Here is a 21924-nt window from a genome sequence, read left to right on the forward strand (position 1 = left end):
CCAGCCCGCCGTACGACACGGCGGGTTCCTACGTGCAGAGGTGTGACCAGCGCATGAAGCGACGCGGACGGCTGCGAAGAGCGCTCGGACAGCAGGGAACACCAGGACTCGCCAACCGCCTGACCGCCTCGCTCGCCCAGTCGACTCCCGGGCGGTCAAGCTCCGTTACGCACCTCCTGCGCAGGGCCGCCGGCCACGACGCGGTGTGGCTGGGCGCGGCAGCGGTGCTCGGTGCCTCCGGCGGCCGGAGCGCGCGCCGGGCAGCGCTGCGCGGCATCGGCTCGGTGGCCATCGTCGCCGGAATCAACCACGCCCTGGCGAAGCCGGCCGCCCGCAGCTCGCGGCCGCTGCTCGACGCGCTCCCCGGGGTGTTCCCCCGCCCGAGCACCTCGTCGCTGCCTTCCAGCACCATGGCGTCGGCCGCGGCCTTCGCGTCCGGAGTCGTCCTGGAGTCGCCCCGCTACGGCGCGGCCGCGCTGCCGTTCGCCGCGGGCCTGGCCTACGTACGCGCACAGGGCGGCCTCGACCACCGGCGCCGCGCTGCGGCCGGCGCACTCGTCGGGATCGGCGCCGCGCTGCTCACCTGCCGCTGGTGGCCCGTGAAGCCCGAGGCCGCGGCGGCCGCCGCCCCTCCGCGCAAACCCGCCCCCGCCCTCAAGGAGGGCAAGGGACTTCAGCTGATCGTCAACCCCTCCTCGGGCGTCGCCTGGTCCAAGGACACCGCCGAGACCCTGCGGACGCTGCTCCCCGAAGCGGCGATCACCCTGTTCGAACCGGGCGACGACCTCCTGGCCCTGCTCGACCGGGCGGCCGTGCGCGCCGTCGCGGAGGGCGGCGCGCTCGGCGTGTGCGGGGGCGACGGCACGGTCAACGCGGGCAGCGCGACCGCCGCCCGCCACCGCGTGCCCCTCGCGGTCTTCCCCGGCGGCACCTTCAACCACTTCGCCGTGGACCTGGGCAACCAGACCATGGACGACGTGGTCCGCGCGATCCAGGCGGGCGACGCGGTCACCGCCGACGTGGGCCGTGCGACCTCGGCGGGCGACGACGAACAGAAGCTCTTCCTCAACACCTTCAGCATCGGCGTGTATTCGGAGCTCGTGCACGCCAGGGAGCGCCTGGAGAAGCGCATCGGGAAGTGGCCCGCCCTGGTCGTCGGCCTGGCCAAGGTCCTCGCCACCGGCAGCCCGCTCTCGGTGGTCATCAACGGCCGTGCCCGCCGCATCTGGCTGCTCTTCGCGGGCAACGGCATCTACCATCCCGCCGGCTTCGCGCCCACCTACCGCACCCAGCTCGACGACGGTCTGCTCGATGTGCGCGCGGTGGAGGCCGGCACCCCGCTCGCCCGCACCCGGCTGCTGCTCGCCGTGCTGACCGGCACCCTGCACAGCTCCCGGGTCCTGACGACTGCTCAGGTGCGCCGTCTGGAGCTCGAAGTCCTCGACGGCGAGCCGCACTTGGCGTACGACGGCGAAGTCACCGACGCCACCTACCGGCATCTGGTGCTCGACAAGATCCCTCAGGCGGTCACCCTGTACCGCCCCGCCGACCAGGATCAGTGGCTCCGCTGACGGCGCGGCGGTGACCGTGCGCCGCTGCGCATGTGCGGTGTTACCCAGCTCACACGCATGAGGTCGGCGGGAGGGGGCATCAGAACTCTACGGTCCGCATGGTCGGGAATCCCCCCTCCCTGACCCGGGCTTGCGCGCCCCGCCATCCCTCTCCCCCCTGGGATGTGCGGGGCCGCCGTACGTCGTGGCCCCTCTCGCCGTCTCAGCGGCCCAGGGCGTTGCGGACGACCGTCCAGACGAACGCCGTCCCCAGGACGAGGGCGGTCCCGCGGGGGCCGAGCGCGAACCGGCGGCGCCGTCCGCGCAGGGCGGCCACGGCCCAGCGCGCGTAGACCCAGAGGCCGAAGGGGAGCGCGGCGCAGAGCACGGGGTTCGCGCGGAGGGCGCCGCCGAGGTCACGGTGCAGGAGTGCGTAGCTCATCCGAGTGCCGCCGCAGGCAGGGCAGTTGAGCCCGGTCGCCCAGTGGAACGGACAGCGCGGCAGCAGTTGGCCGGGGTCGTAGGGGGAGTGGCCGTACAGGTAGAAGAGGCCGGCGGCCGCGGCGCAGGCGAGTGCGAGGGGTGCCGCCGCCGGGGGCATACGAGAGCGGCGCCCAGGGAACGAGTCCCTGAACGCCGCCCGGTGATGGGGCTGTTCAGCCACGCAGCACGCGGCCGTCCGAGTCGGTCTTGTCGCCGACCAGCAGCAGGACGCCGTCGATCAGCGCCCACACGCCGAGGCCACCGCAGGTGAAGAGCTGGGCGAGGGCCATGCCGGTGTGCCCCGTGTAGAAGCGGCCGATGCCGAACGTGCCGAGGAAGAGCTGGAGTACGCCCGCCACGATCTTCGACTTCTCGGAGTACGGGCGGCCAAGCGGGTCGAAGCCGTACGGAGTCGGAGCAGGCGGCATCCCGCCAGGCTGCGGAGTTCCGTACGCGTTGGGGGACTGGTCGCTCATGAAGTGTGTTCGCTCTCAAGAATGGTGACGCCCGGGATCGGTCCGGGCGTTGTTCGAACACCTTAGCCTTTACTTTTCCTTCATGAAAAGTTGACAGGTCCTTGACGGTTCCTTTTGGTGGGTCAACCGGCCGGCCGCCGGGGGTCAACCGCGGGTGCCGCGGCGCAAGGTGTGGGCGACCGCGCGCTGGGAGAGGGGGCCGAGGCCCTCCAACGCCTGCGCGAGGACGGCGAGTTGTCCGAGCGAGTCGAGCGCGCGCCCGGCACCCTCGGGGTCGACGCCCTCGTACAGCCCGATGCCGACGAAGGAGGCGGCCGCGGCGCGGGCGAGTCCCGCGGGGTCGGCGAAGGCGGCGAGGGGGGTCGCGCTGAGCAGCCGCGTCAGGACGGTCTCCAGCTCCTCGATCCACAGCGCGAGGCCGGCGGACGTGGCGGCCGCGAGGGCGGGAGCGGTCTGGCCGGCGGCCAACAGCTGCCCCAGGACGGCCACATGGCCGGCGGCGCGTTCCTCGGCCTGCATCTCCCGGGCGAAGGCCAGGAGCTCGGGGAGGGAGTCCAGCGCGGCGAACCGCTCGCGGTAGCGCGAGACGCGCTGCTCGGCGCCGTGGGCGCAGGCTGCGGCGATGAGCTCGTCGACGGAGCCGAAGTGGTAGAAGATCAGCGCCTGGTTGACCCCGGCCGTGGTCGCGATGGAGCGGGCCGAGGTCTTGCCGATGCCCTGGTCGATCAGGGTCGTCAGGGCCCCTTCGAGGAGTTTGAGGCGCGTCGCCTCGCTCGACGCGCTCATGCGCGGACCTCCTCGCGGACGGGCCGCAGTCCCGCACGCAGGCGATGCGTACCAGCGTCGACGTAGGTGGCGGTGAAGGAACCCCGGTAGCCGAAGAGGAACCCGAAGTACCGGTTGGTCACCGTCACCTGGATCCGGAACCGGCCGGTGGCCTCGTCGAACGACTCGCGAACCTCGGCGTCGCCCCCGATCAGGGACGGCACGCGCACGTCGACGGGGCCCTCCCGGAAGCGGTGCTCGCCGGAGCGGATGAGGAGCGAACCGTCGGCCTCGGCGCTCATGTGCAGGTCGCTGGCGAGGTGCTGGTGGGTGCCGAGGTAGTCGAGGACGCAGTTCCGCGCGGGGCTGAAGACCATCGTGGCGTCGAAACGGCGTGTGGCGGAGGGGAGTTGGAAGGTCCGCACGAACGTGACGGTCTCCCGGCCGAAGGAGTCCGCGTACGGGAAGTTCTCGATGACGAAGGGCACGTCACGGCCCTCCCGCGGTACCAGGATGTTGCGCGTCCCGCCGAGCCGGAGGAACGGCTTGACGTAGGGGGCTCCATGGCGGATCCGTTCCATGGTCCCGCGCCCGACGCACGCTTCACCGCTGTCGAGCCCGACGGAGAAGCGACGGCGGATCTCGGGGTGCAGCCGGCCGAAGTCCGGCCCCATGTGCCGGCGGAAGATCGAGGTCACGAGGGCTCCAGGGTGGCGAGCAGGCGGGGGGTGTGCGCCCGCCCGGGTGGGGTGCGGCGGCAGCGGCGCGCGGCGGGCGTGCCGGGCATCGGGGGGAGCAGGACGGCGAGGGCGCCCGCGACCAGTGCCGCGCCGAGGGTGAGCGGTGTCAGGGGCGGGACGAGCAGCACGGCGAGGACCAGGGCCAGGCGCCCGGCACACTCCCCGAGGGCGCGGGCGAGGGCGGCGCGCGGATGGATGCCGCGTTCGCACCACAGCCGGAGCCGGTCGAAGGACCAGGCGGTGGCCCAGCCCATCAACGGCCGGAAGACCAGCCGGTCGGCCAGCGCGCCGAACGGGCCCCAGCGCGGTCGGTAGTCGTACCCGGTCAGGAAGCGGATGCCGGTGGGCCCGGGGACGTAGCGCCAGTAGCCGCTCCCCTCGGCGAGCAGCGAGAGCGGATGGGCCGACGCGAAGCGCAGCGCCGAGACGCGTGTGCCGTCGGACCGCTGCCGCTCACCCGCGCTGATTCCGGTGCCGCCCACCCAGAGGAACGGGAACAGCCGGGTCGCGTAGCGGAAGCGCTGGGGCTCCGCCCCGGCGCGGGGCAGGTAGGAGATCGAGGTGAACCGCAGGTCCCAGAGCTGGTGGCGCGCCGGGTCCTGGGTGCGCTCCCAGACCAGATCGAGATCGGCCCCGATCGAGGTCTCCACATACAGCCTCACACCCCGCCACCCCCCTGACACGCGGTTTGAGCGTTCGCTCAAACGGCAAGGTAGCGGAGTTTGAGCGAACGCTCAAGAGCGGTTCACGGATCTCGCCCGCACCGTGCCCCCGCCGCCGTGCCCACGAGGGCCGTGCCCCTCCCGGACGGCAGGGCGCGCTCCTGTGGCGGCGCGGCCGTAGCGTTCCTGTCATGTGCTGGAGTGCGACGGCCGATCTCGCCGCCGGTGTGGGCATCGCGGTGGTAGGAGCCGCCGCGGTGGCCTGCGCGGCGCGACGCCCGCGTGACCTGCCGCTGGCCGCCCTGCCCCTCCTGCTGGGTGCCCACCAGCTCGTCGAGGCCGCCGTCTGGCGCGACGGCGGGGGGTCCGGACCCGCCACGACCGCCTGGGCCGTGATCGCGCTGCCCCTGCTGGCGCTGTGGGTGCCGGTGGCCGTGTTCTGCGCCGCGCCGCCGCGCGCCCGCCGTCGGCTGCTCGTCCCGCTGGCGGCCGGCGCCGCGACGAGCGCGGCGCTGGCGTACGCCCTGGCGACCCGCACCGTGACGGCCGAGATCCGGGGACACACGATGGGCTACTCCCTGGGACTGCCCCGGCCCGGACTCGTCGTCCTCGGCTACTTCGTCGCCACCATCGGCTCCCTGCTCATCTCCGGCGACCGTGGCCTCTTCCTGTTCGGTGTGCTGGTCGCCGCCGGGGCCGCGGTGTCCTTCGTGCTGTGGCGGCAGGAGTACATCTCGACGTGGTGCGCGGTCGCCGCGCTCTGCTCGGTCGTCCTGCTGCTGTGGGTGAGGCGACGGGGTCCCTCCCGCACCGCGACGGCAGGACGCCTGGTGTGAGGCCGCGACCGCAGGGCCCTTGCGCGGAGGCACCGGTGGTCTCGACGGAGGGCGCGGTCAGCGGGCCCGGCGGATGCGGATCGGACCGCGAGCCGTTCTCGGGTCGACCCGCCGGCCGGACTGGGTGACCTCCACCTCGCCGGAGTCGACCAGCCTCCGGGCCGCGCGCCGAGCCGGTTCCATGAACGCGCGCCAGCCGTCGCCGTCGCCCTCGTACACCGCCCGCGCGGCGTCGGAGGGACAGATCGAGGAGTCCGGATCGCGGGAGGCGAGGAGCCGCAGAATGGCCCGCTCAAGACGCCGGTCCGTCTGTCGTTCGCTGTCCGTCACTCTGCCAGTGTCACACCGGGCCCCGCTGCGGCAAGGGCACGCATGGCACCGGCGCCGCGACACGGGAACAGCCCCGACACCCCGCCGGGCGGGGGCCGAGGCTGCGTACGTGCGCGGGAGCCGGCCGTGCGGCGGGCGGCACCGGAGGCCACCCGTCGCGAGGGCGGGCGTGCCGGTCAGTCGCGGGGCGGGCGGGTGGTGGTCTCCAGGTAGAAGGCGTCGATGCTCTGGACGGCCCGCTCGAACTCCTCCAGATTGACGGGCTTGGTCACATAGGCGTTGGCGTGGCTGATGTAGGCGCCACTGACGTCGTCGGGCGCGGAGGACGTGGTGAGCACCACGACGGGGATCGTCTGCAGGTCCTCGTCGGACTTGAGGACGCGCAGCAGCTCCCGACCGTTCATGCGGGGCATGTTGAGGTCCAGGACGATGAGGTCGGGACGGACGCTGTCCGGGTCCCGCAGGTGTTCCAGTGCCGCGACCCCGTCGGTGACCTGGACGAGGTTGCGCGCCCCGCGCTGGGAGAGGGCTTCCTCGATCAGCATGGCATCGGCGATGTCGTCCTCGACGAGCAGCACGGCGCTGGGGTGGGAAGGGACGGTATTCATCGGTTGCTCCGTAGGTGCTTCAGAGGAGTGGTGGAACAGTCCCGGCCAACGCCGCCGGGCGCCTTGGCGGGTCATGCCGCTTGCTTCGCCGATTTGCGGGTACCCGGCTCCCGTACGCGCGGCAGCTTGCGCCGCGGAGCGCTGGAGCCGTTCGGCGGACCGCTGGAGCTGAACGAGGACGTGCAGCAGCGTCAGCGCGGATGCCGAATCGTCGGTGTCCGGGCACCCGGGGTCGTCCAGCAACTGCTGGGCGATGCGCCGCGCAAGCTCGCCGACGGCCACGTCAGTGACCGCGGTCGTCTCCTGCGGCGCGTTCCGCAGGACGAAGTTCTTGCCAGGCATACCCGGCACCCTAGGCCCCGAGTGGACCCCGCGACAACATTCGTTGTCGAAGAGCCTCTACAGTATTGCGCGCGACGCCGATCCGAAGCGTCACAGGGCGGAGGGGTTCACAGATGACCGGCGATGAGACGCTGTCGCGTCCGCGGGGGCTTTCCTCGTGGACGACCTCGCGATGGCTGCGCGTGGGAGTGGCCGCGTCCTTGGCGCTCCTGACCGCGCTGGGCCTGATCGGAGCATGGGTCCTCGGGCAGACGGCGTCGCTCAGCGACAACCTGGTGGACGTCAGGTCCCAGGCGCTGAGCACCTCGTTCCGCCTGGAGTCGGCGATGCTCAACCAGGAGACCGGTGTCCGAGGGTACGGGCTCACCGGAAACCCCGAGTTCCTCACGCCCTACCGGCAGGGCCTCGCCGAGCAGTCGGCCGACACCACGCGCCTGTCGCAGTTGCTCAAGGGGGACGCGCGCGGTCTCGCCGATGTGCATGCCGTGCAGGACGCGGTGGAGGCGTGGCAGGCCAGGATCGCCCGGCCCATCGCCGCGGCTCCGGCCGGAACGCCGTCGCCGCTGGCCACCGAGCGCGCCTCGGAGGGCAAGACCGCATTCGACCGGGTGCGCAGCGCGCTCACCGGACAGCAGGAGCGCCTGCGCGCCGACCAGAGCCGGGCCCGCGAGGACCTGGCGTCCACGATGAGGCTGCGCAACTGGGTGTTCGCCGCGATCGCCCTGGTCATCCTCGCGCTGGCGGGACTGGTCTTCGAGGCGCTGCGCCGCGGCGTCACCGACCCCCTCGAACAGCTAGGGATCGACGCCCGTGCGGTCTCCGAGGGCGACTTCACCCGCCCCATCACGGCGACCGGCCCCGCGGACCTGCGCCGGCTGAGCGGCGAGATCGACGTCATGCGCCGGCGCCTGGTCCAGGAACTGGAGGTCAGCGAGGAGTCCCGCCGTCTCCTCGACACGCAGACCGCCGAACTCCAGCGCTCCAACTCCGAGCTGGAACAGTTCGCGTACGTCGCCTCCCACGACCTGCAGGAGCCGCTGCGCAAGGTCTCCAGCTTCACCCAGCTGCTTCAGCGCCGGTACGCCGGCCAGCTCGACGACAAGGCCGACCAGTACATCGGCTTCGCGGTCGACGGCGCCAACCGCATGCAGGTCCTCATCAACGACCTCCTCGACTTCTCCCGGGTCGGCCGGGTCCACCACGCCCACCAGAGCGTCGACCTCGGCTCCGTGATGGAGCAGACCCTCTCCGGCCTCAGCGTGAGCATCGAGGAAACCGGCGCGAAGATCACCTGCGACGAACTGCCGAGCCTGGTCGCCGACCCCACCCAGATGGGCATGTTGTGGCAGAACCTGATCGGCAACGCCGTGAAGTTCCGCCGCCCCGGCCAGCAGCCGCACATCCAGGTGTCGGCCGCCCAAGAGGGCGCACTGTGGCGTTTCACGGTGACCGACGACGGCATCGGCATCGCGCCCGAGTACGCCGAGAAGGTCTTCGTGATCTTCCAGCGGCTGCACACCAAGGACGTCTACAGCGGCAGCGGCATCGGCCTCGCGATGTGCAAGAAGATCGTCGAATTCCACGGCGGTACCATCGCAGTCGACCCCGAGTACACGGACGGCACGCGCATCACGTTCACCCTGGCCGAGGCACCGCCTTCGGTCGGCGTCCCCGACACGAACCCTGAAGCCGCCGGCCCCGACCAAGCGGAGCCGACGCCATGACCACAGCGCCGACACCCCCCGGCACCAGACCGGTGGAGGCGATCTATCGCGTCCTCCTGATCGAGGACGACGAGGGCGACGCCCTGCTCGTCGAGGAGCTCCTCAACGACACCGGGCTGCGCTTCGAGCTCACCACGTGCACCAGCCTCGCCGAGGCCCGAGCCGAACTCGCCACCCCGCTCATCGACTGCATCCTCCTCGACCTGCACCTGCCGGACGTCTCGGGCACCACCGCGGTCACCGCGGTCCGCGGCCTCGCCCCGCACACCGCGGTCATCGTCCTGACCGGCCTGTCCGAGTCGCAGGCGGGCCCCGTGGCCATGGCTGCCGGCGCCCAGGACTACCTGGTGAAGGGCAAGGTCGAGGCGGACCTGCTGCGCCGCACCCTGCAGTACGCCGTCTACCGAAGCCAGACCGAGCGCGCCAGCGCGGAAGCCCAGGCGGCCCGGCTGCGCGCCGAGGAGAACGCCCGCCTGGAGCGCGGCCTGCTGCCCCAGCCGATCCTCGACACCTCCACCGTGACGGTCACCTCGCGCTACCTGCCCGGCGGCGAGCTGACCCTGCTCGGCGGAGACTTCCTGGACGTCGTGGAATGCGACGACGGTCTGCTCCGCGCCGTCGTCGGCGACGTCAGCGGCCACGGCCCCGACGCCGCCGCGCTCGGCGTCTGCCTGCGCATCGCCTGGCGCTCCCTGGTGCTCGGCGGACACCGCGGCCCGGACCTGCTGCACCTCATGGAACGCATCCTGATCGCCGAACGCGGCAGCCACACCCTCTTCGCCACCTGCGCCCTGCTCACCCTCGACGAGAAGGCCCGCACGGCCTCGCTCCACCTGGCCGGCCACCACGAGCCGCTGCTCACCACCCCGGCCGGCACCCGGGAAGTGCCCGCGGAACTCGGCATCGCCCTGGGCATCGCACCGGAACAGCGCAGCTGGGCGGAGACGGTCATCCCGCTCCCGGAATCCGGCGCGCTGACCCTCTACACCGACGGTCTGACCGAGGGCCACAACGGCACCGCGGACGGCCGGCTCGGCGTGGAGGGACTCCTGAACCTGATCGACCAGCTGCCGCCGACGGACCCGGCCGCCCATGTGGACCGCCTCATCAAGGAGACCCACGCGCTCAACGCGGGCCGGCACTCCGACGACCTGGCCGTCCTCCGCCTCGACTGGGGCGCCAGCTGACCCGGTCCCGTCACCCCGCGGCCATGTCCGGACCGGGAAGCAGGGTCTCGTCGAGGTGGTAGCCCAGTTCCCGCAGCCCGCGAGCGACGGCGACGGCGCGGCGGTGGCGTTCCGCGCGCTCCGGTGACATCCGGGTCTTCTCCGCCGGGCCTGCTTCGGGATGCGGGGGAGCGGGCGTGGCGTCCTGCACCGCGTCCCACGCCTCCCGCGCGATGAGCGCCGCGGCACTGTCGTCGATACTGCGGTCGATCCCGCCGCCGGCCGGTGCGGCCCGGCCGGTGTCCGCCCCGTCACGCGGCGTGCGCGCCGGCCCGCGGCTCAGATACTCCTCGATCGCCCGGCGGGCTTCTTGAACGTCGGCCGACTCGTCCCCGGTGGTTTCCGCCTCTGTCGTCATGGAACGCAAAGTAACGCTCCGCCACCCGACGGGCGCCGCGCCACACGCGTGGAACCCCACGTTCCACGCATGGGCGTGCATCCCTGCACGGGATGGCACCCGCTCCTGGTGGGACGGTTGCGACCTCACCCCGGCCCTCCGGTCGCACCAGAAACAGTCACCCCGCAGAAACCTAATTTCTATCTTGGTCGTGGTAGATTTCTTGCTGGCTGGAGGGGTGCGTGGTGATGCCCTCCGGTTGTCCGGCGAGTGAGAGGGGAGTGGCTGTGACCGTCGTAGCGAACGACACCAGGACCGTGCGAGGGGCGAGCACGGCAGGGACGCAGGCGCTTCCGCTGATCGAGCAGCCCGCACGGATCGCTCCCGGTGACGCGCGCGAGCTGTCGCGCCAGTTCTTCGAGCGCCTCGCCGTCCTGCCGGAGGGGACGCGGGAGTACCAGTACGCGCGGAACACCCTGATCGAGATGAACATGTCGCTGGTGCGGTTCGCCGCCCGTCGCTTCCGCAACGCCGCGGACGAGATGGAGGACGTCATCCAGGTCGGCATGATCGGCCTGATCAAGGCGATCGACCGGTTCGAGCTGTCCCGCGAGACCGAGTTCACCACGTTCGCCGTGCCGTACATCGTCGGTGAGATGAAGCGCTTCTTCCGCGACACCACCTGGGCCGTGCATGTGCCGCGGCGCCTTCAGGAACGCCGGGGCGAGCTCACGAGGGCCCGCGAGGAACTGGAGAAGCGCCTGGAGCGCTCGCCCGGCGTGCAAGAGCTGGCGGCGCTGATGGGCATCAGTGAAGCCGAGGTCTGCGAGGCCCAGGTTGCCGCCAACGGGTACACCTCCGCCTCTCTCGACGCCGCGCTCAGCAGCGACACCGAGGACGGCGAGGCGGCCCTGGCCGACTTCATCGGAGCCGAGGATCCCGCCATGGAGCTGGTCGAGGACTTCCACGCGCTCGCCCCGCTGATGGCCGAACTCTCCGATCGCGAACGCCTGTTGCTGCGGCTCCGCTTCGGCGCCGAACTCACGCAGAGCCAGATCGGCGAAGAGCTGGGCATCTCGCAAATGCAGGTGTCCCGCCTGCTGACCCGCACCGTTGCCAAGCTCCGCACGGGAATGCTGGGCGCTGCCGCCGAAGCGCGGGGCTGATAGAGCGGGCGCCCATTCCGTACATACGGAAAACCGGTGGCGGCGGGAGCGGATTAAGCCACGGCGCCCCGTACGCATGGCGACCGTATGCATGCCACAAATGAATGGCGCGGAACAGCAGAGCGCAGAGAACACGCGGAACAGGGGGCGGGCCCGACACATGTCGGGCCCGCCCCCTGTTCCGCGTGCTGTTGTGTGCCGCGTGGCGTGCGGCTACCAGCGGTACCAGCGGCCGCTTCCGCCGCGCGGACGTGCGACGAATCCGATGAGCCACACGACCAGGACCACAATGGCGATCCACCACAGGGCCTTGAGCGCGAAACCGGCGCCGAAGAGGATCAGGGCGAGCAGAAGAACGAGAAGCAGGGGAACCATAGTTATCAACCTCCAGAACGCCGTGTGCCCCGGGATGAGCCCGTCACACCCTCGCGACGGCAAGATTCAATTCCCTCGAAGAGTGCGGGACGAGAAGAGTGCGAGGTCATCCTCCAAAGGTGAAGCGAGTCGCCCGCTCCCTGTTTAGAACCCGCGAATGTGGCCAGGTGTATCCATGTCACGGTGTGCCAACGAATATGTGGGAGTGATTGTTGTGTCGGGTGACGAAAAGACTCAGTCGAAGGTCGAGCAGGCCAAGGGCAAGGTCAAGGAAGCGGCAGGCCGGACGGTCGGCAACGAGCGCCTTGAGGCCGAGGGCCGTGCGGAGCAGGCCAAGGGCGACGCACGCCAGGCCAAGGAAAAGATCAAGGACGTCTTCAAGCACTGACCCGCTCGGGACGTACGCGGAGTGGGGCCCAGCCGGAATCGCCCGGCTGGGCCCCATTCCGCATGCTCGGGGGCTCGCACGTCTGCCCGGCACGGTGTGTGGTCGCCCACGCGCAGGGCAAGCCGGTGTCGTGGTCCGTCGTCACACGCACCACACGTCACACGCACCACACCTCACGCGCACCACGCAAGGCCCCTCCCGCCGACGACGGGCAGCCGGTGAAGCCTGCTGAAACCAGCGTGATGCCCCGCTGAAACCCGTCCGGCGCACTCTCTCTTCATCAACGCGGCGAACGGCCGCGGAAGACATCGAGTCGCAGGAGCACGGCATGCAGAAGTTCGACACCACCGCCCCGATCACCGCCATCCTCACCGTCCCAGCCGGCCGCGTCCGGATCGTCGCCTCGGACCAGGCCCACGCCAGGGTCGACGTCCGGCCGGCGGACGCCGCGAAGGGCCGCGACGTGAAGGCCGCGGAGCAGACCACCGTCGGCTACGAAGACGGCGTCCTGCGGGTCGAGGGCCCCACGAAGAGCCAGGCTTTCGGCTCCAGCGGCGCCCTCGACGTGACCCTCGGACTGCCCGCGGGCTCCCGCGTCGAGGCCCGGACGGCCAGCGCCGAGTTCCGTACCGAGGGACAGCTCGGTGACGTCGTCTTCGACGGCGCCCACGGCACGGTCCAGCTCGACGAGACGGCCGCGCTCCGCCTCACCGTGCACGCGGGGAACGTCTCGGTCGGCCGCCTGGCCGGCGACAGCGAGATCAAGGTCTCGGCGGGCGACATCGAGATCGCCGAAGCCGTGCACGGCACCCTCACGCTGCGAACCGAGTCCGGAAGGATCACGGTCGGCGCCGCCCGCGGAACCAACGCCACCCTGGACGCCGGCACCTCCTACGGCCGCATCCACAACGCCCTCAACAACACGGAAGGATCCGCCGCCGCCCTGAACATCCACGCGACCACCTCGAACGGTGACATCACCGCCAGCAGCCTGTGACCGGGGAGGTCCGTTCCTGGACCGGGGAGTGCCCGTGACGGGACCTGTCGTGTCGGCCCGTCCCGACCGCACACCGCTGCCGTCCGCTCTCACCCACCCCCACCAGGTCGGTTCTAGAAGTTGCTGTGTGAGGGTTCCCAGATCGAGCAGTCATGGGCGAAGAGCACGCGTCGCGGGTCGAATTCGGCAAGTCGTTCCAACCAGTGCGCGTAGTCAGGGAGCGGCTGTGCCACGCCGTGCAGAGCGGCCTGGCGGGCCAGCTGGTCCGACGCGAACTGGGATGCGAAGTCGTGTGCCTGGCCGGCGAGGACCACGGTGCCGTCTCCCTGCCGAAGGACCAGCGACTGATGTCCTGGGGTGTGCCCGGGTGTCGGGATGATCCAGACTCCGGGCCGGACCTCGGCCTCACCGGTGAGTTCCTCGTAGGACGCGCCGGGGAAGTCGACGAGCTCGTCGATGGTGTAGTCGCCCCGGCGGGCGGCGGCCAGCTCGGTTTCCTGGACCAGGATCGGCTTGCCGCCCAGCAGTGGGTTTCCGCCGCAGTGGTCGAAGTGCAGGTGGCAGTTCACGACCAGAGAGATGTCGCCGAGGGTGACTCCAGCCGCGGACAGTGCCTCTTGCAGTGCTCGGCGCTGGGGCCGGTAGTGCGCCTCGGTCTCGGGGTCGGCGCTGCCGATGCCGCTGTCGAAGAGGATCAGTCCCTGTTCGTGTCGCACCAGATAGGCGAGCACGGGTTCAACTCGCGGTTGCGGGCCGCCTGTCTCTGAAGCCGGCCGGACGAAGTATCCCAGGTCGAGTCGGCGCACCGCCGTGTTCTTCCCCATGCCGGCCATCCTGGCAGCCATCGCTGTGCCGTTCAACGGGTCCGCCCGACAGCGGAATCGCGACCGGATGCGGCGGTCGTCGTCCCCGGCGTCCCCCTCATCGACCATCGTGCCGAGTGCCGAGTGCCGAGTGCCGAGTGCCGAGTGCCGAGTGCCGAGTGCCGAGTGCTGAGTACCGGGTCACGGCGACGCGGGCTGAAAGACCAGGAAGAAGAACCGGGCCCCCGGGCTCATACAGGGTTCGGCGGCGCACATGGTGACCAGGCCGCGCTGGGACGGAACGTGGCGCTCGCAGCACTTGTCCCGTGGGGAGAGGTCGCTGTGCGGGCCCGAGTAGCCGGGATGACGCATGATGCGGGTCTGGCCGTCGGGGTGGCGGAACGCCACATTGTGGGTGCGGTAGATCGGCCCTGACACCGGGTCCTCCGACACCTCCTCGTGGAGCTGCTGAAGGTCCTTGTTCTGCGGGTGGGTGGCCACCGCGGCCCGCAACTGGGCCGCCACGGGACCGGCCCACTGCTCCTCCCAGTCGACCAGATGGTGTTCGCGCGCGTCCTCGCGCAACAGCATCCAGCGGATCAGGTTCTGCTCGGGCACGCGCGGCGCTTCGCCTTCCACCTGGGGGAAGATGGAGACGAAGTCGTCGTTGTAGGCAAGCAGGTTCCACGCCACGTCATTGATGTAACAGGGCTGCCCCGTCACCTCGTTGACAGCCTTCTGCCAGGCAGGAGCGACACTCGTCCCCGACGTCGGGTCCAGCGGGGTGGGCGGCTCGTAGCCGAGCGCGTAGATGTAGAGCGCGGTGCGCTCCCCCTCCTCCAGGCGCAGCACCTTGCACACCGAGTCGAGGAACCCCTGGCTCGGCGCCGGCATCTCACCCCGTTCCAGGTGGCCGTACGTACGTTCCGTCACGAAGAGGGCCTGGGCGACCTGCGCCTGCGAGAGCCCCGGCGAACGGCGGCCCCGGCCCGTGCGCCTGGGTATGCCGAGTTCCGACGGGTCGATCTGCCCCCGCTTCCACCGCAGCAGCTGCCGCAGTGCGTCCTTGTCGGTCACCCCTCTGACCCTCCCTGGCCGGCCCCGGGCGACCCGCGGCCGCACTTGTCGGAGGCGCCCGCGCAGGTAATTCGCGAGCAGGTCACCCTACAACTGCGGCGCCGGGGGGTCGTACGGGTTACTTCGGGGCGGGCGATTTCGGGACCAACCGCGCGGGGTGTCAGGGGAACGGGTGCGGATGCGGGTTGACCTCCTCGGGACGCAGCGGCCGAGAAGTGTGGCCGAGACGGTGGGGCGCGGTGAGCACCCGGTCGAGACCGGCGATGCGCCGCAGATGGTGCCCGAACGTCATGGGAAGCAGTCCCGGCACGATCACCTTGACGCAGGCGAGGTCGGAGGCGGTGTGCACCGACGTGGTCTGGTCGACGACGATCGCTTCGAGCCCCGTCGCGGCGAAGCGACCCACCAACTCGTCCAGATCCGAGCGCAGATCGGTGTGCCGCGGCCATGGACAGCGGTCGGTCAGTTCGCTCAGACTCCGGCGCTCACGCGGCGGCCGCCCCCCGGGCGCGAGCAGGAAGTCGAGCCGGCGGGCGGCGACCGGGTCGCAGTACAGCAGCGCGTGGTCGTCCATCAGACGGACCTGCTCGGGGTCTTCGCGCATGCGAGCCGCGTCCTCCGTCCGCTGCGGGTAGATGAGCCCGTACGCCTCGATGGCGGTGACCAGTTCGTGCAGCGCGCCGAACACACCGCGCTCGGGGTCGAGCCCCGAGCCGCCCGCACAGAGCACGCGGGGGCGAGGTGCCCCGGCGCCCGGGGCGGGGGGCCGTTCGTCGACGGCCGCGGCCCAGAAGCAGGGAATGCCTTCGGCGCCGGTCACGTCGAAGACCTCGACGCGGTACCCGTCGCGTTCGCGGATGCGGTCCGCGAGCAGGGCGATCCGCCGGTCGCGCGCGGTGCGCAGATCGAGCGGGGTGGCCGGGAGACGGGCGTACCAGGTGAGCAGGAACGCGTCGCGCTCGGCCAGCTCCAGGAGACCGTACAGGGCCGCCTCTTCGACACAGCCGCCCAGGGCGCACCCGTTGGAGATCTCCGACACGAACGGGCGGACCGACGGAGGCTGGTGGCGGCCGATGCGGTAGTACGCCAGGCTCTCGGGGACCAGGACCGGCCGCTCGCGGGTGAGGGAGTAGCCCCAGACCCACGGCATCACGAGGTCGGGACGGTAGGGCTGGAAGGGGAAGCCGGGTGCCTGATAGCGGTGGGGTTCATGGCCGCCGGTGGTCGCGGGATCGAGTACACCCCCGGGGTGCCGGGCGGCGAGCTCGCGGTGGCTGCCGCGGACCACGGTGCGCCGTCCACCCGGCCGTCCGCCGCCGAGACGCTCAAGGGCCTCGGCGATCGCGGTGACCTCGGCGGTGCGGAAGTCGAGCGCGCGGCCGTACCCCCCGTCGACCGACTCGGGCGGGCCGACCTTCGCCTCGGCGAACGGCAGGGCGTGCAGTCCGCGCGTGCGGAGACCCTTGAGCACGCCGGTCTCGTCGTCGGCGTAGCGGGCCTCAAGGACACCCCGCTCCGCGCGCAGATCGCGCACCCGCAGAACGGCGGGGTCCGGCTTGGGCCGCGCGACGCGCGGGATCACGGCGCCGGCCGCGTCGTCGTCGGGCAGGCCGCCGCACTCCGGGCAGTGGGGGTCGGGCACGAGGAGGTGCCGGCTGATCTCCAGGCCATCGAGGCGGAGCATCGTGACGGTCAGGTCGGGGACGGCCCCCGCGGTGGTGAGCCGGTGCAGGGCGAGCCCCGCCGCGAGGTCGGCCGCGATCGGGGTGAGCAGCGGAGAAACGGTGCCGGTCAGACGGCTTCCGTACGTCGAGCGCAGAGCCGCCTCCTCGGCCGCGTCGGCCCGCGCGCCCGCACGGCGGGCGGCCAGGCACTGCTGACAGCCGGGGGTGCCGGGTCGGACCAGCGGACCGATCACCACGCGGTCCAACTCCGCCACGACGGCAAGATAGGGGGCCCCGTCAACCAAAGGACCCGCCAGACATTTTGACGCTGCGTCAGAAGAGTCCGCCGCGACCAATTGCATCCCTGGCGCGGGGCGGGGCACGACCGCCGCCCGGCGGAGCAGGGCTTGGCCGAGCAGGCCCCCGTCGTGGTGTACCCGTACGGCGGCCGAGGGGGGATCGGCCGACATGGCAAGCTCAGTCATCGCAGCGCACCGCTCTCAGCAGGTTGGGCAGTATGTCGGTGGCGGCCGGATCGTGGTCGAGCGGTACGACCACGGTGTCGTGCGCGGGGCCGCGCAGATCACGGCGGGCCTCCGCCACCGCCTCGTCGAAGGTGGCACCGGCGCCGAGGCCTCGCGGCGGACGCGTTCCCTGCGCGCGGACACGGGCCGCCGGGACCAGATGGGCGGTGTCGCGCTCGGGCGACCAGGCCCACAGCGCGGGGCCGGACGGCGCCGGGACGAACCGTCGGGGATCGAGGGCGAGCAGGGCGTAGTGGGCCAGCGCGCGTCGCGCGGTGCGCAGGCGCGCCGCGGTGAAGTCCGTTCCGGTGGCGTGCACTTGGTGCACCGCTCGGCCGGTGTCCGGGTCGCGGACCAGGGCCCGTGCGGCGTGCCGGGGGAACTGTGGCAGCGCTCCCTCGTCCAGTTCGGCGAGCAGCCCGCAGCGCTCGTCGATACAGCCCGCGGCGCGCCGGGAGAACTCCTCGGGTGTGACGGCCGGCCCGGCGCGCAAGGAAGCGATCCGGGCGAGGAACTGCGCCGCGGACTCGGGCGCGGCCGGCAACGCCGCCGGGTGAGGCCGGTAGGGATGGCTGGTGGTGGCCAGGGTCGTCGCGTCCAGGCGAGTGACGCGGACCGGCTGGTCCGCCCCTGATGTGCCGGGCTCCTCCGGCGCTGCCGGGGAGAGGCTGAGGAAGGCCCGCTGGAAGTGGTGGGCGAGCAGTGGGGCCGCGAACTCGGTGGATCCGTAGGAGACGTGAGGGGGGCGGACGGGGGCGTCCTCCCTGCCGTGCACGCGCAGCCACGCGCCGAGCCAGCCTCCGGCAGTACGGTCCGGCCCGGGGGCGAGCATCGGGCCGATCCACCACGATTCCGCGTCGCGGACAGCGGCGGCGAACCACAGGCCGCGTACGCGGCACTCCTCGTCGAGCCGGGCCACGGACCGCGCGTCGCCGCCCTCCGCGAGCAGGAGCAGGGCGTCGTGGCCGCCGTTCGCCAGCGCCGTCAGGGCGGCCTCCTGGCCGGCGACCGGCGTGATGCCGGTGAGTCCGGTGAGCCGCAGCGCGTCGGCCAGGGCGCCGGTGGCGGCGGGCGTGCCGAGGGCCAGAGTCCTGAGGTGCGGGTAGCGGGCGGCGCGGGGGTCCGGCTCGCGCGGGGCCACATCGTCCAACAGGCCGTGCTCATCGAGGAGTTGAAGCACGCGCAGGACCGTGCCGCGCCGGGCACCGTCGAGACCGTCGAGGAGCTGCGCCACCGTGCGGCTGCCGTCGAGGAAGGGGGCGAGCCGCTCCAGCCAGCCGGCGATGCCCGGCGCGGCGATGAGGTCGGTGCCCCGGCTGGAACGTACGTAGACGGTGCCGCTGCCGCTCGGCGTCAGAAAGACGTCCGGACGCAGGAGGGGGACGGAGACGGAGGTGATCACTGTGTCCTCGGCCGGAAGAGAGTCGGTACGGTCGGAAGGAGGTGGCAGACCGGTGCACCGCCGCCGCGTTCCCGGCCGAGCAGGGCGGCGAGCAGCGTCGTGCGGTGGGGACGTGTGCGCAGAACGGCATCGGCAGCCGCGGTGTCGACGTCGCAGCGGAGCCCCGCGCCGAGCCCGGCACGCGCCGCGGCCACGCCGATCCGCTGACCGATGACACCGGCGCGCAGGTTCAGCATCCGGTACCAGCGGTCGCCGTACAGCGGGTAGCCCGCTTCGTAGTCGCCGGTGACGAGCACGGCACAGGCGGACTCGAATCCGGCCAGCTCTCCCGGCCCGCCGGGCGGGAACAGCCCCCGGGGCGTGCCGCCACCGCCCGGGACCGGTGTGAGCCGGCCCGTGTTCCGGTCGAGCCGATGGCATCCGGCATCGAGACCGGCGACACGCTGGGCCACCACATACACGTCGCAGCCGACCGGCGCGGCATGGTCGAACGCCATCGGGCGGACGGCCTCCTGGAGGACCGCGAGAAGGGAGTCCACCAAGATCGGGACCGGCTCGAAGCCTGAACGCGCCGTACGGCGTCGAAGCATCGCCGCCCCGGGCACGATCGGCCCCGGGGCTCGGCCGGTGACGACCGAACGCACCTGCTCCGCACGGGAGTTGAGGCCGAGCAGTCGGCCCAGCTCCTCGTCCGCGAAGCGCGCGTGCGCCATCGGAGTGGCCTCGGCGGACTCCAGCAGGGTGAGCGCCTGGCCGGTGAGGACGCCCGTGTCGAGCGCTTGAAGACGGTGGCCGAAGGGGCCGTAGCGGGCCAGATTCGCGTCCAGTCGGCTGGTGAGCAGCAGCACGCACTCGGGTCGCTCCGGTGGCGGCCGGTCCAGTGCGCCGGTCACGTCGGTACGGACGTCGGCGCCGGAGAGGAGTTCGAGCGCGTGAGCGGACGGCAGATAGTGGAACAGGCCCGATCCGGTGGCCGCGTACACCTCACCCGGATAAGCGCCGCCGCCGGAGGGGACCGGCCGGCCGACGCGCGCTCCCGAGCCGGTCCAGTCGATCCTGGTGACGCCGTTGAGCAGCGCGAGGAGCGAACCAAGACGTTCCGCCGTCGCTGCCGCCGGATCGCCGCCGTCCGACGGCGACGGGAAGGTCGGCGGGAACGGCAGGGGCAGGACGGGCACGCCGGGATGGTGTAGGGGCGCGGTGGTGCCCGCTGCCGGATCGATGGCGGGCAGCACACTGCCGTGGCGCGCGTGGTAGCGACGCGCGGCTTCCCCTCCGGTCTCGGCGGACGCCGGGTAGCCGTCGGACGGCGGAGCCGACGAGGCGGACCTCATCCGTCGCCCCGCGCCGGTACGGCGACGCTCTCCGGCGCACCGGGGGTACCCGCCGCGGTGGCCAGGACCAGATCGAGGGCGCTGACGCCGTACACCTCCTCCACCGCGTCGGCCGCGAGGTGGCAGAGCAGATAGCGGGTCAGGCCGGGCAGCCCCAGCCGGGAGAGGTGGAGGTAGGTGTAGTTGAGCATCAGGCGGTACCGCAGGAAGCGCGGGTCGCGGTACATCATCTCCTTGTACGTGGCGCTGCCGCTGATCGCCCGGTGCAGCGGGCTGGCCGTGACCAGTCCGCCGATGCCGTTCTCCTCGTCGGACGGTATCTCCGCCTCGGGGATCTCGCCGGCCTCGTACAGTGCGGTCCAGCGCCCGCCCAGGGGGTCGATCGTCGACACCCAGCGATGCAGTGCGGCCGCCTCCTCGCGCCCGTCCGCGGACCCGGCCGCAGGAGAGTCGAAAGCTGCCACCACGGCGCGCACCTGGGCCGTGAGCGCCGCGCGATTGGCCGCGTACCGCCTGTCGAAAGCGCCCCGCACCTCGGGGCCGACGGTACTCAGGTACCCCTCGGCGTGCGATCGGAAGGAGACGAAACCGCGCCGGATCGACGCGTCCTGCGGATGCCGGCAGAGGGTGTGCGCGGTGGCGAGCATCAGGCGCAGGGCCAGCGTCTCGCGCGGCACTCCCGCGGCGACGGACTCCAGGTGCTCGAAGAGCAGGTTGTTGGTCTCCTCGTAGAAGAGGGCCAGTTCATCGGCGCCGACCGGGCAGCCCAGCACATCGACGCGGCGGTCGTGCTCCTCCCAGACGATGGAGTTGTCGGCGTAGAAGGGGGTCAAGGGGCCCGGCTCGCGCTCGGCCGCGGCGAGCCGGCGGTGCAGCGGCAGCAGGGCGGCCTCGTCGAGCGGCGCGGCGGTGGACGGCCGCTCCGCGAGATGCCTCCCGATCAGCTCCGAAACGGCCGGGACCACCCACTCGTCGAAGACGGCGGGCGTGGCGCGGACGACCAGGCGCAGATGGGGGCCGCGTCGCCAGTGCCGCAGCACGTAGGCCGATTCGACGCGGCCGGCGCAGCGCTCGATGACCGGCCGCACGGCGTGGAGGATCAGATGGTCGACGTCGTCACCGAAGTACGCGATGTGGGCCGCGCGCCACTGTGGCTCGTCCGTCTGCGGGCTGGCTGTCACGGGAGTCACTCCTTGGCGGTTCTTCGTGGTTTTTCGCAGTGCTCTATGTGGTTCGCTGCGGTTCTCTGACGGTTCTCCGCGGCTGGGGAACCGTCAGGGTGGCTCGGCGCCGTCGCTCGTCAACTCCGCCACCGTCAGCAGGGCCAGGGCGCGCAGCGTGGCCTCCTGGCCGAGCCGTATGCCGAGGCGGTTGCAGGCCAGGTGGGTCAGATGGCCGGCGAGCGCGCTCGGGTCGGCGGCGTACCGCTGGGCACCGCGGCACGCCGCGAGCCATTCGCTCACCGGATCGGCCCCGGTCGGCGTGGCGTCGGCCGACGCCGTCGCGCGCGCCGCGCGGGCGACGGAGAGGAGCGCGGCACGCCTGCTCCCGTACTGGCTCAGGACATCCGGCGACGGTCTTCCCGGCCCCGCGTTCCGGTCCAGGCCGGCGGCCAGCAGCGCGAAGCAGTGCGCCGTCCGCCGCGCCGGGCTCCACTCGGCTCGTACGGCGGCGACGCCCAGCTCGCTGCAGGTGGCGAACGCCTCCTCGGCCGCCCGCAGGCCGATGCCATGGCCGTACTTGCCGTGCTCGGGGCGGTAGACGTCAAAGGCGGCACTGTCGTTGGGGGCGAGAGCGCCGGGCTCACTCTCGGGCTCGTGAACCCTCAACTCGGCTGCCAATGAAGCGTACTGACGCTCTGTCATTCTTGCTGACGGTGGCAGTCCGGCGAACAGGGACGCCGCATGGTCGCGAAGGACGAGGCGCACCGCCGGTTCGGCTTCCGGGGTGGTCGGGCGTACCCGCAGACGGAGATGAGGGCCGCCCTGCCAGTGACGGAGATAGAAGAAGCGGTCGGCCAGGCCCTGTCGCCGCAGCTCCGCGAGGGCCGGCGGGAGGAGCGTGCCCACCACCAGATCGAGCGGATGCCCGGTGTACACACGCATGCTGACCCAC

22 protein-coding genes and 1 pseudogene are annotated in these 21924 nt (G+C 71.9%); 7 read left to right on the top strand and 16 right to left on the bottom strand.

Annotated elements, in window-relative coordinates:
* Nucleotides 1–53: 53 nt before the first annotated feature.
* The gene (locus OOJ98_RS14425) at nucleotides 54–1571 is read left to right on the top strand and encodes a diacylglycerol kinase family protein (protein ID WP_267055071.1); all 1518 of its coding nucleotides are present in this window, start codon (nucleotides 54–56) and stop codon (nucleotides 1569–1571) included.
* 202 nt (nucleotides 1572–1773) lie between these two features.
* On the opposite strand, the gene OOJ98_RS14430 is transcribed toward OOJ98_RS14425, so the two are convergent.
* The 5 genes and pseudogenes from OOJ98_RS14430 to OOJ98_RS14450 form a co-directional block, all read right to left on the bottom strand.
* Complete coding sequence (locus OOJ98_RS14430; protein ID WP_267055072.1) at nucleotides 1774–2151, bottom strand: DUF2752 domain-containing protein; 378 nt, start codon at nucleotides 2149–2151, stop codon at nucleotides 1774–1776.
* A gap of 55 nt (nucleotides 2152–2206) precedes the next feature.
* A pseudogene (locus OOJ98_RS14435) lies at nucleotides 2207–2443 on the bottom strand (TM2 domain-containing protein); the annotation flags it as partial.
* A gap of 210 nt (nucleotides 2444–2653) precedes the next feature.
* On the bottom strand, nucleotides 2654–3295 hold the full coding sequence (locus tag OOJ98_RS14440) for a TetR/AcrR family transcriptional regulator (protein ID WP_267055073.1): 642 nt from the start codon (nucleotides 3293–3295) through the stop codon (nucleotides 2654–2656).
* The gene (locus tag OOJ98_RS14445) at nucleotides 3292–3972 is read right to left on the bottom strand and encodes a DUF4166 domain-containing protein (protein WP_267055074.1); all 681 of its coding nucleotides are present in this window, start codon (nucleotides 3970–3972) and stop codon (nucleotides 3292–3294) included. Before OOJ98_RS14445 ends, OOJ98_RS14440 begins: the two co-directional genes overlap by 4 nt.
* Nucleotides 3969–4676: a hypothetical protein gene (locus tag OOJ98_RS14450; protein WP_267055075.1), complete on the bottom strand. Its 708-nt coding sequence runs from the start codon at nucleotides 4674–4676 to the stop codon at nucleotides 3969–3971. The genes OOJ98_RS14445 and OOJ98_RS14450 overlap by 4 nt, the downstream gene beginning before the upstream one ends.
* Nucleotides 4677–4867: 191 nt before the next feature.
* On the opposite strand from OOJ98_RS14450, the gene OOJ98_RS14455 reads away from it, so the two are divergent.
* On the top strand, nucleotides 4868–5512 hold the full coding sequence (locus OOJ98_RS14455) for a DUF6629 family protein (protein ID WP_267055076.1): 645 nt from the start codon (nucleotides 4868–4870) through the stop codon (nucleotides 5510–5512).
* Nucleotides 5513–5569: 57 nt separating this feature from the next.
* Here OOJ98_RS14455 and OOJ98_RS14460 read toward each other — a convergent pair whose 3' ends face one another.
* Both OOJ98_RS14460 and OOJ98_RS14465 read right to left on the bottom strand, forming a co-directional pair.
* Entirely contained in the window at nucleotides 5570–5842 is a 273-nt protein-coding gene (locus OOJ98_RS14460; protein ID WP_267055077.1) for a DUF3253 domain-containing protein, read from the bottom strand.
* A gap of 176 nt (nucleotides 5843–6018) precedes the next feature.
* On the bottom strand, nucleotides 6019–6792 hold the full coding sequence (locus OOJ98_RS14465; protein ID WP_267055078.1) for a response regulator: 774 nt from the start codon (nucleotides 6790–6792) through the stop codon (nucleotides 6019–6021).
* 113 nt (nucleotides 6793–6905) lie between these two features.
* On the opposite strand from OOJ98_RS14465, the gene OOJ98_RS14470 reads away from it, so the two are divergent.
* Nucleotides 6906–8516, top strand: coding sequence for an ATP-binding protein (locus OOJ98_RS14470; protein ID WP_267055079.1), 1611 nt, complete (start codon nucleotides 6906–6908; stop codon nucleotides 8514–8516).
* Entirely contained in the window at nucleotides 8513–9703 is a 1191-nt protein-coding gene (locus tag OOJ98_RS14475) for a PP2C family protein-serine/threonine phosphatase (protein ID WP_267055080.1), read from the top strand. The genes OOJ98_RS14470 and OOJ98_RS14475 overlap by 4 nt, the downstream gene beginning before the upstream one ends.
* Nucleotides 9704–9713: 10 nt before the next feature.
* Here OOJ98_RS14475 and OOJ98_RS14480 read toward each other — a convergent pair whose 3' ends face one another.
* Complete coding sequence (locus OOJ98_RS14480; RefSeq protein WP_267055081.1) at nucleotides 9714–10100, bottom strand: hypothetical protein; 387 nt, start codon at nucleotides 10098–10100, stop codon at nucleotides 9714–9716.
* A 260-nt stretch (nucleotides 10101–10360) separates the two neighbouring features.
* On the opposite strand from OOJ98_RS14480, the gene OOJ98_RS14485 reads away from it, so the two are divergent.
* Complete coding sequence (locus OOJ98_RS14485; protein WP_267055082.1) at nucleotides 10361–11245, top strand: SigB/SigF/SigG family RNA polymerase sigma factor; 885 nt, start codon at nucleotides 10361–10363, stop codon at nucleotides 11243–11245.
* A 213-nt stretch (nucleotides 11246–11458) separates the two neighbouring features.
* On the opposite strand, the gene OOJ98_RS14490 is transcribed toward OOJ98_RS14485, so the two are convergent.
* Nucleotides 11459–11620 (bottom strand): hydrophobic protein, encoded by a 162-nt coding sequence (locus OOJ98_RS14490; RefSeq protein WP_267055052.1) that lies wholly within the window; start codon nucleotides 11618–11620, stop codon nucleotides 11459–11461.
* Nucleotides 11621–11834: 214 nt separating this feature from the next.
* On the opposite strand from OOJ98_RS14490, the gene OOJ98_RS14495 reads away from it, so the two are divergent.
* Nucleotides 11835–12008 (top strand): CsbD family protein, encoded by a 174-nt coding sequence (locus OOJ98_RS14495; protein ID WP_267055083.1) that lies wholly within the window; start codon nucleotides 11835–11837, stop codon nucleotides 12006–12008.
* A 328-nt stretch (nucleotides 12009–12336) separates the two neighbouring features.
* Nucleotides 12337–13005: a DUF4097 family beta strand repeat-containing protein gene (locus OOJ98_RS14500; protein WP_267055084.1), complete on the top strand. Its 669-nt coding sequence runs from the start codon at nucleotides 12337–12339 to the stop codon at nucleotides 13003–13005.
* Between the two features lie 113 nt (nucleotides 13006–13118).
* Here OOJ98_RS14500 and OOJ98_RS14505 read toward each other — a convergent pair whose 3' ends face one another.
* From OOJ98_RS14505 to OOJ98_RS14535, 7 genes are all read right to left on the bottom strand, one after another.
* Nucleotides 13119–13829, bottom strand: coding sequence for an N-acyl homoserine lactonase family protein (locus OOJ98_RS14505; RefSeq protein ID WP_267055085.1), 711 nt, complete (start codon nucleotides 13827–13829; stop codon nucleotides 13119–13121).
* A gap of 180 nt (nucleotides 13830–14009) precedes the next feature.
* Complete coding sequence (locus tag OOJ98_RS14510; RefSeq protein ID WP_267055086.1) at nucleotides 14010–14885, bottom strand: helix-turn-helix domain-containing protein; 876 nt, start codon at nucleotides 14883–14885, stop codon at nucleotides 14010–14012.
* A 160-nt stretch (nucleotides 14886–15045) separates the two neighbouring features.
* Entirely contained in the window at nucleotides 15046–17034 is a 1989-nt protein-coding gene (locus tag OOJ98_RS14515; protein ID WP_323177894.1) for a TOMM precursor leader peptide-binding protein, read from the bottom strand.
* Nucleotides 17027–18475: a hypothetical protein gene (locus tag OOJ98_RS14520; RefSeq protein ID WP_267055087.1), complete on the bottom strand. Its 1449-nt coding sequence runs from the start codon at nucleotides 18473–18475 to the stop codon at nucleotides 17027–17029. Before OOJ98_RS14520 ends, OOJ98_RS14515 begins: the two co-directional genes overlap by 8 nt.
* A complete protein-coding gene (locus OOJ98_RS14525) occupies nucleotides 18472–19653 on the bottom strand; it encodes a hypothetical protein (RefSeq protein WP_267055088.1) in 1182 nt (393 codons plus the stop codon). The genes OOJ98_RS14520 and OOJ98_RS14525 overlap by 4 nt, the downstream gene beginning before the upstream one ends.
* Nucleotides 19654–19805: 152 nt before the next feature.
* The gene (locus OOJ98_RS14530) at nucleotides 19806–20990 is read right to left on the bottom strand and encodes a thiopeptide maturation pyridine synthase (protein ID WP_267055089.1); all 1185 of its coding nucleotides are present in this window, start codon (nucleotides 20988–20990) and stop codon (nucleotides 19806–19808) included.
* 93 nt (nucleotides 20991–21083) lie between these two features.
* On the bottom strand, nucleotides 21084–21914 hold the full coding sequence (locus OOJ98_RS14535) for a lantibiotic dehydratase C-terminal domain-containing protein (RefSeq protein WP_267055090.1): 831 nt from the start codon (nucleotides 21912–21914) through the stop codon (nucleotides 21084–21086).
* Nucleotides 21915–21924: the final 10 nt, after the last annotated feature.

It is taken from the genome of Streptomyces sp. NBC_00083 (genome assembly GCF_026343295.1).
Classification (GTDB): Bacteria; Actinomycetota; Actinomycetes; order Streptomycetales; family Streptomycetaceae; genus Streptomyces.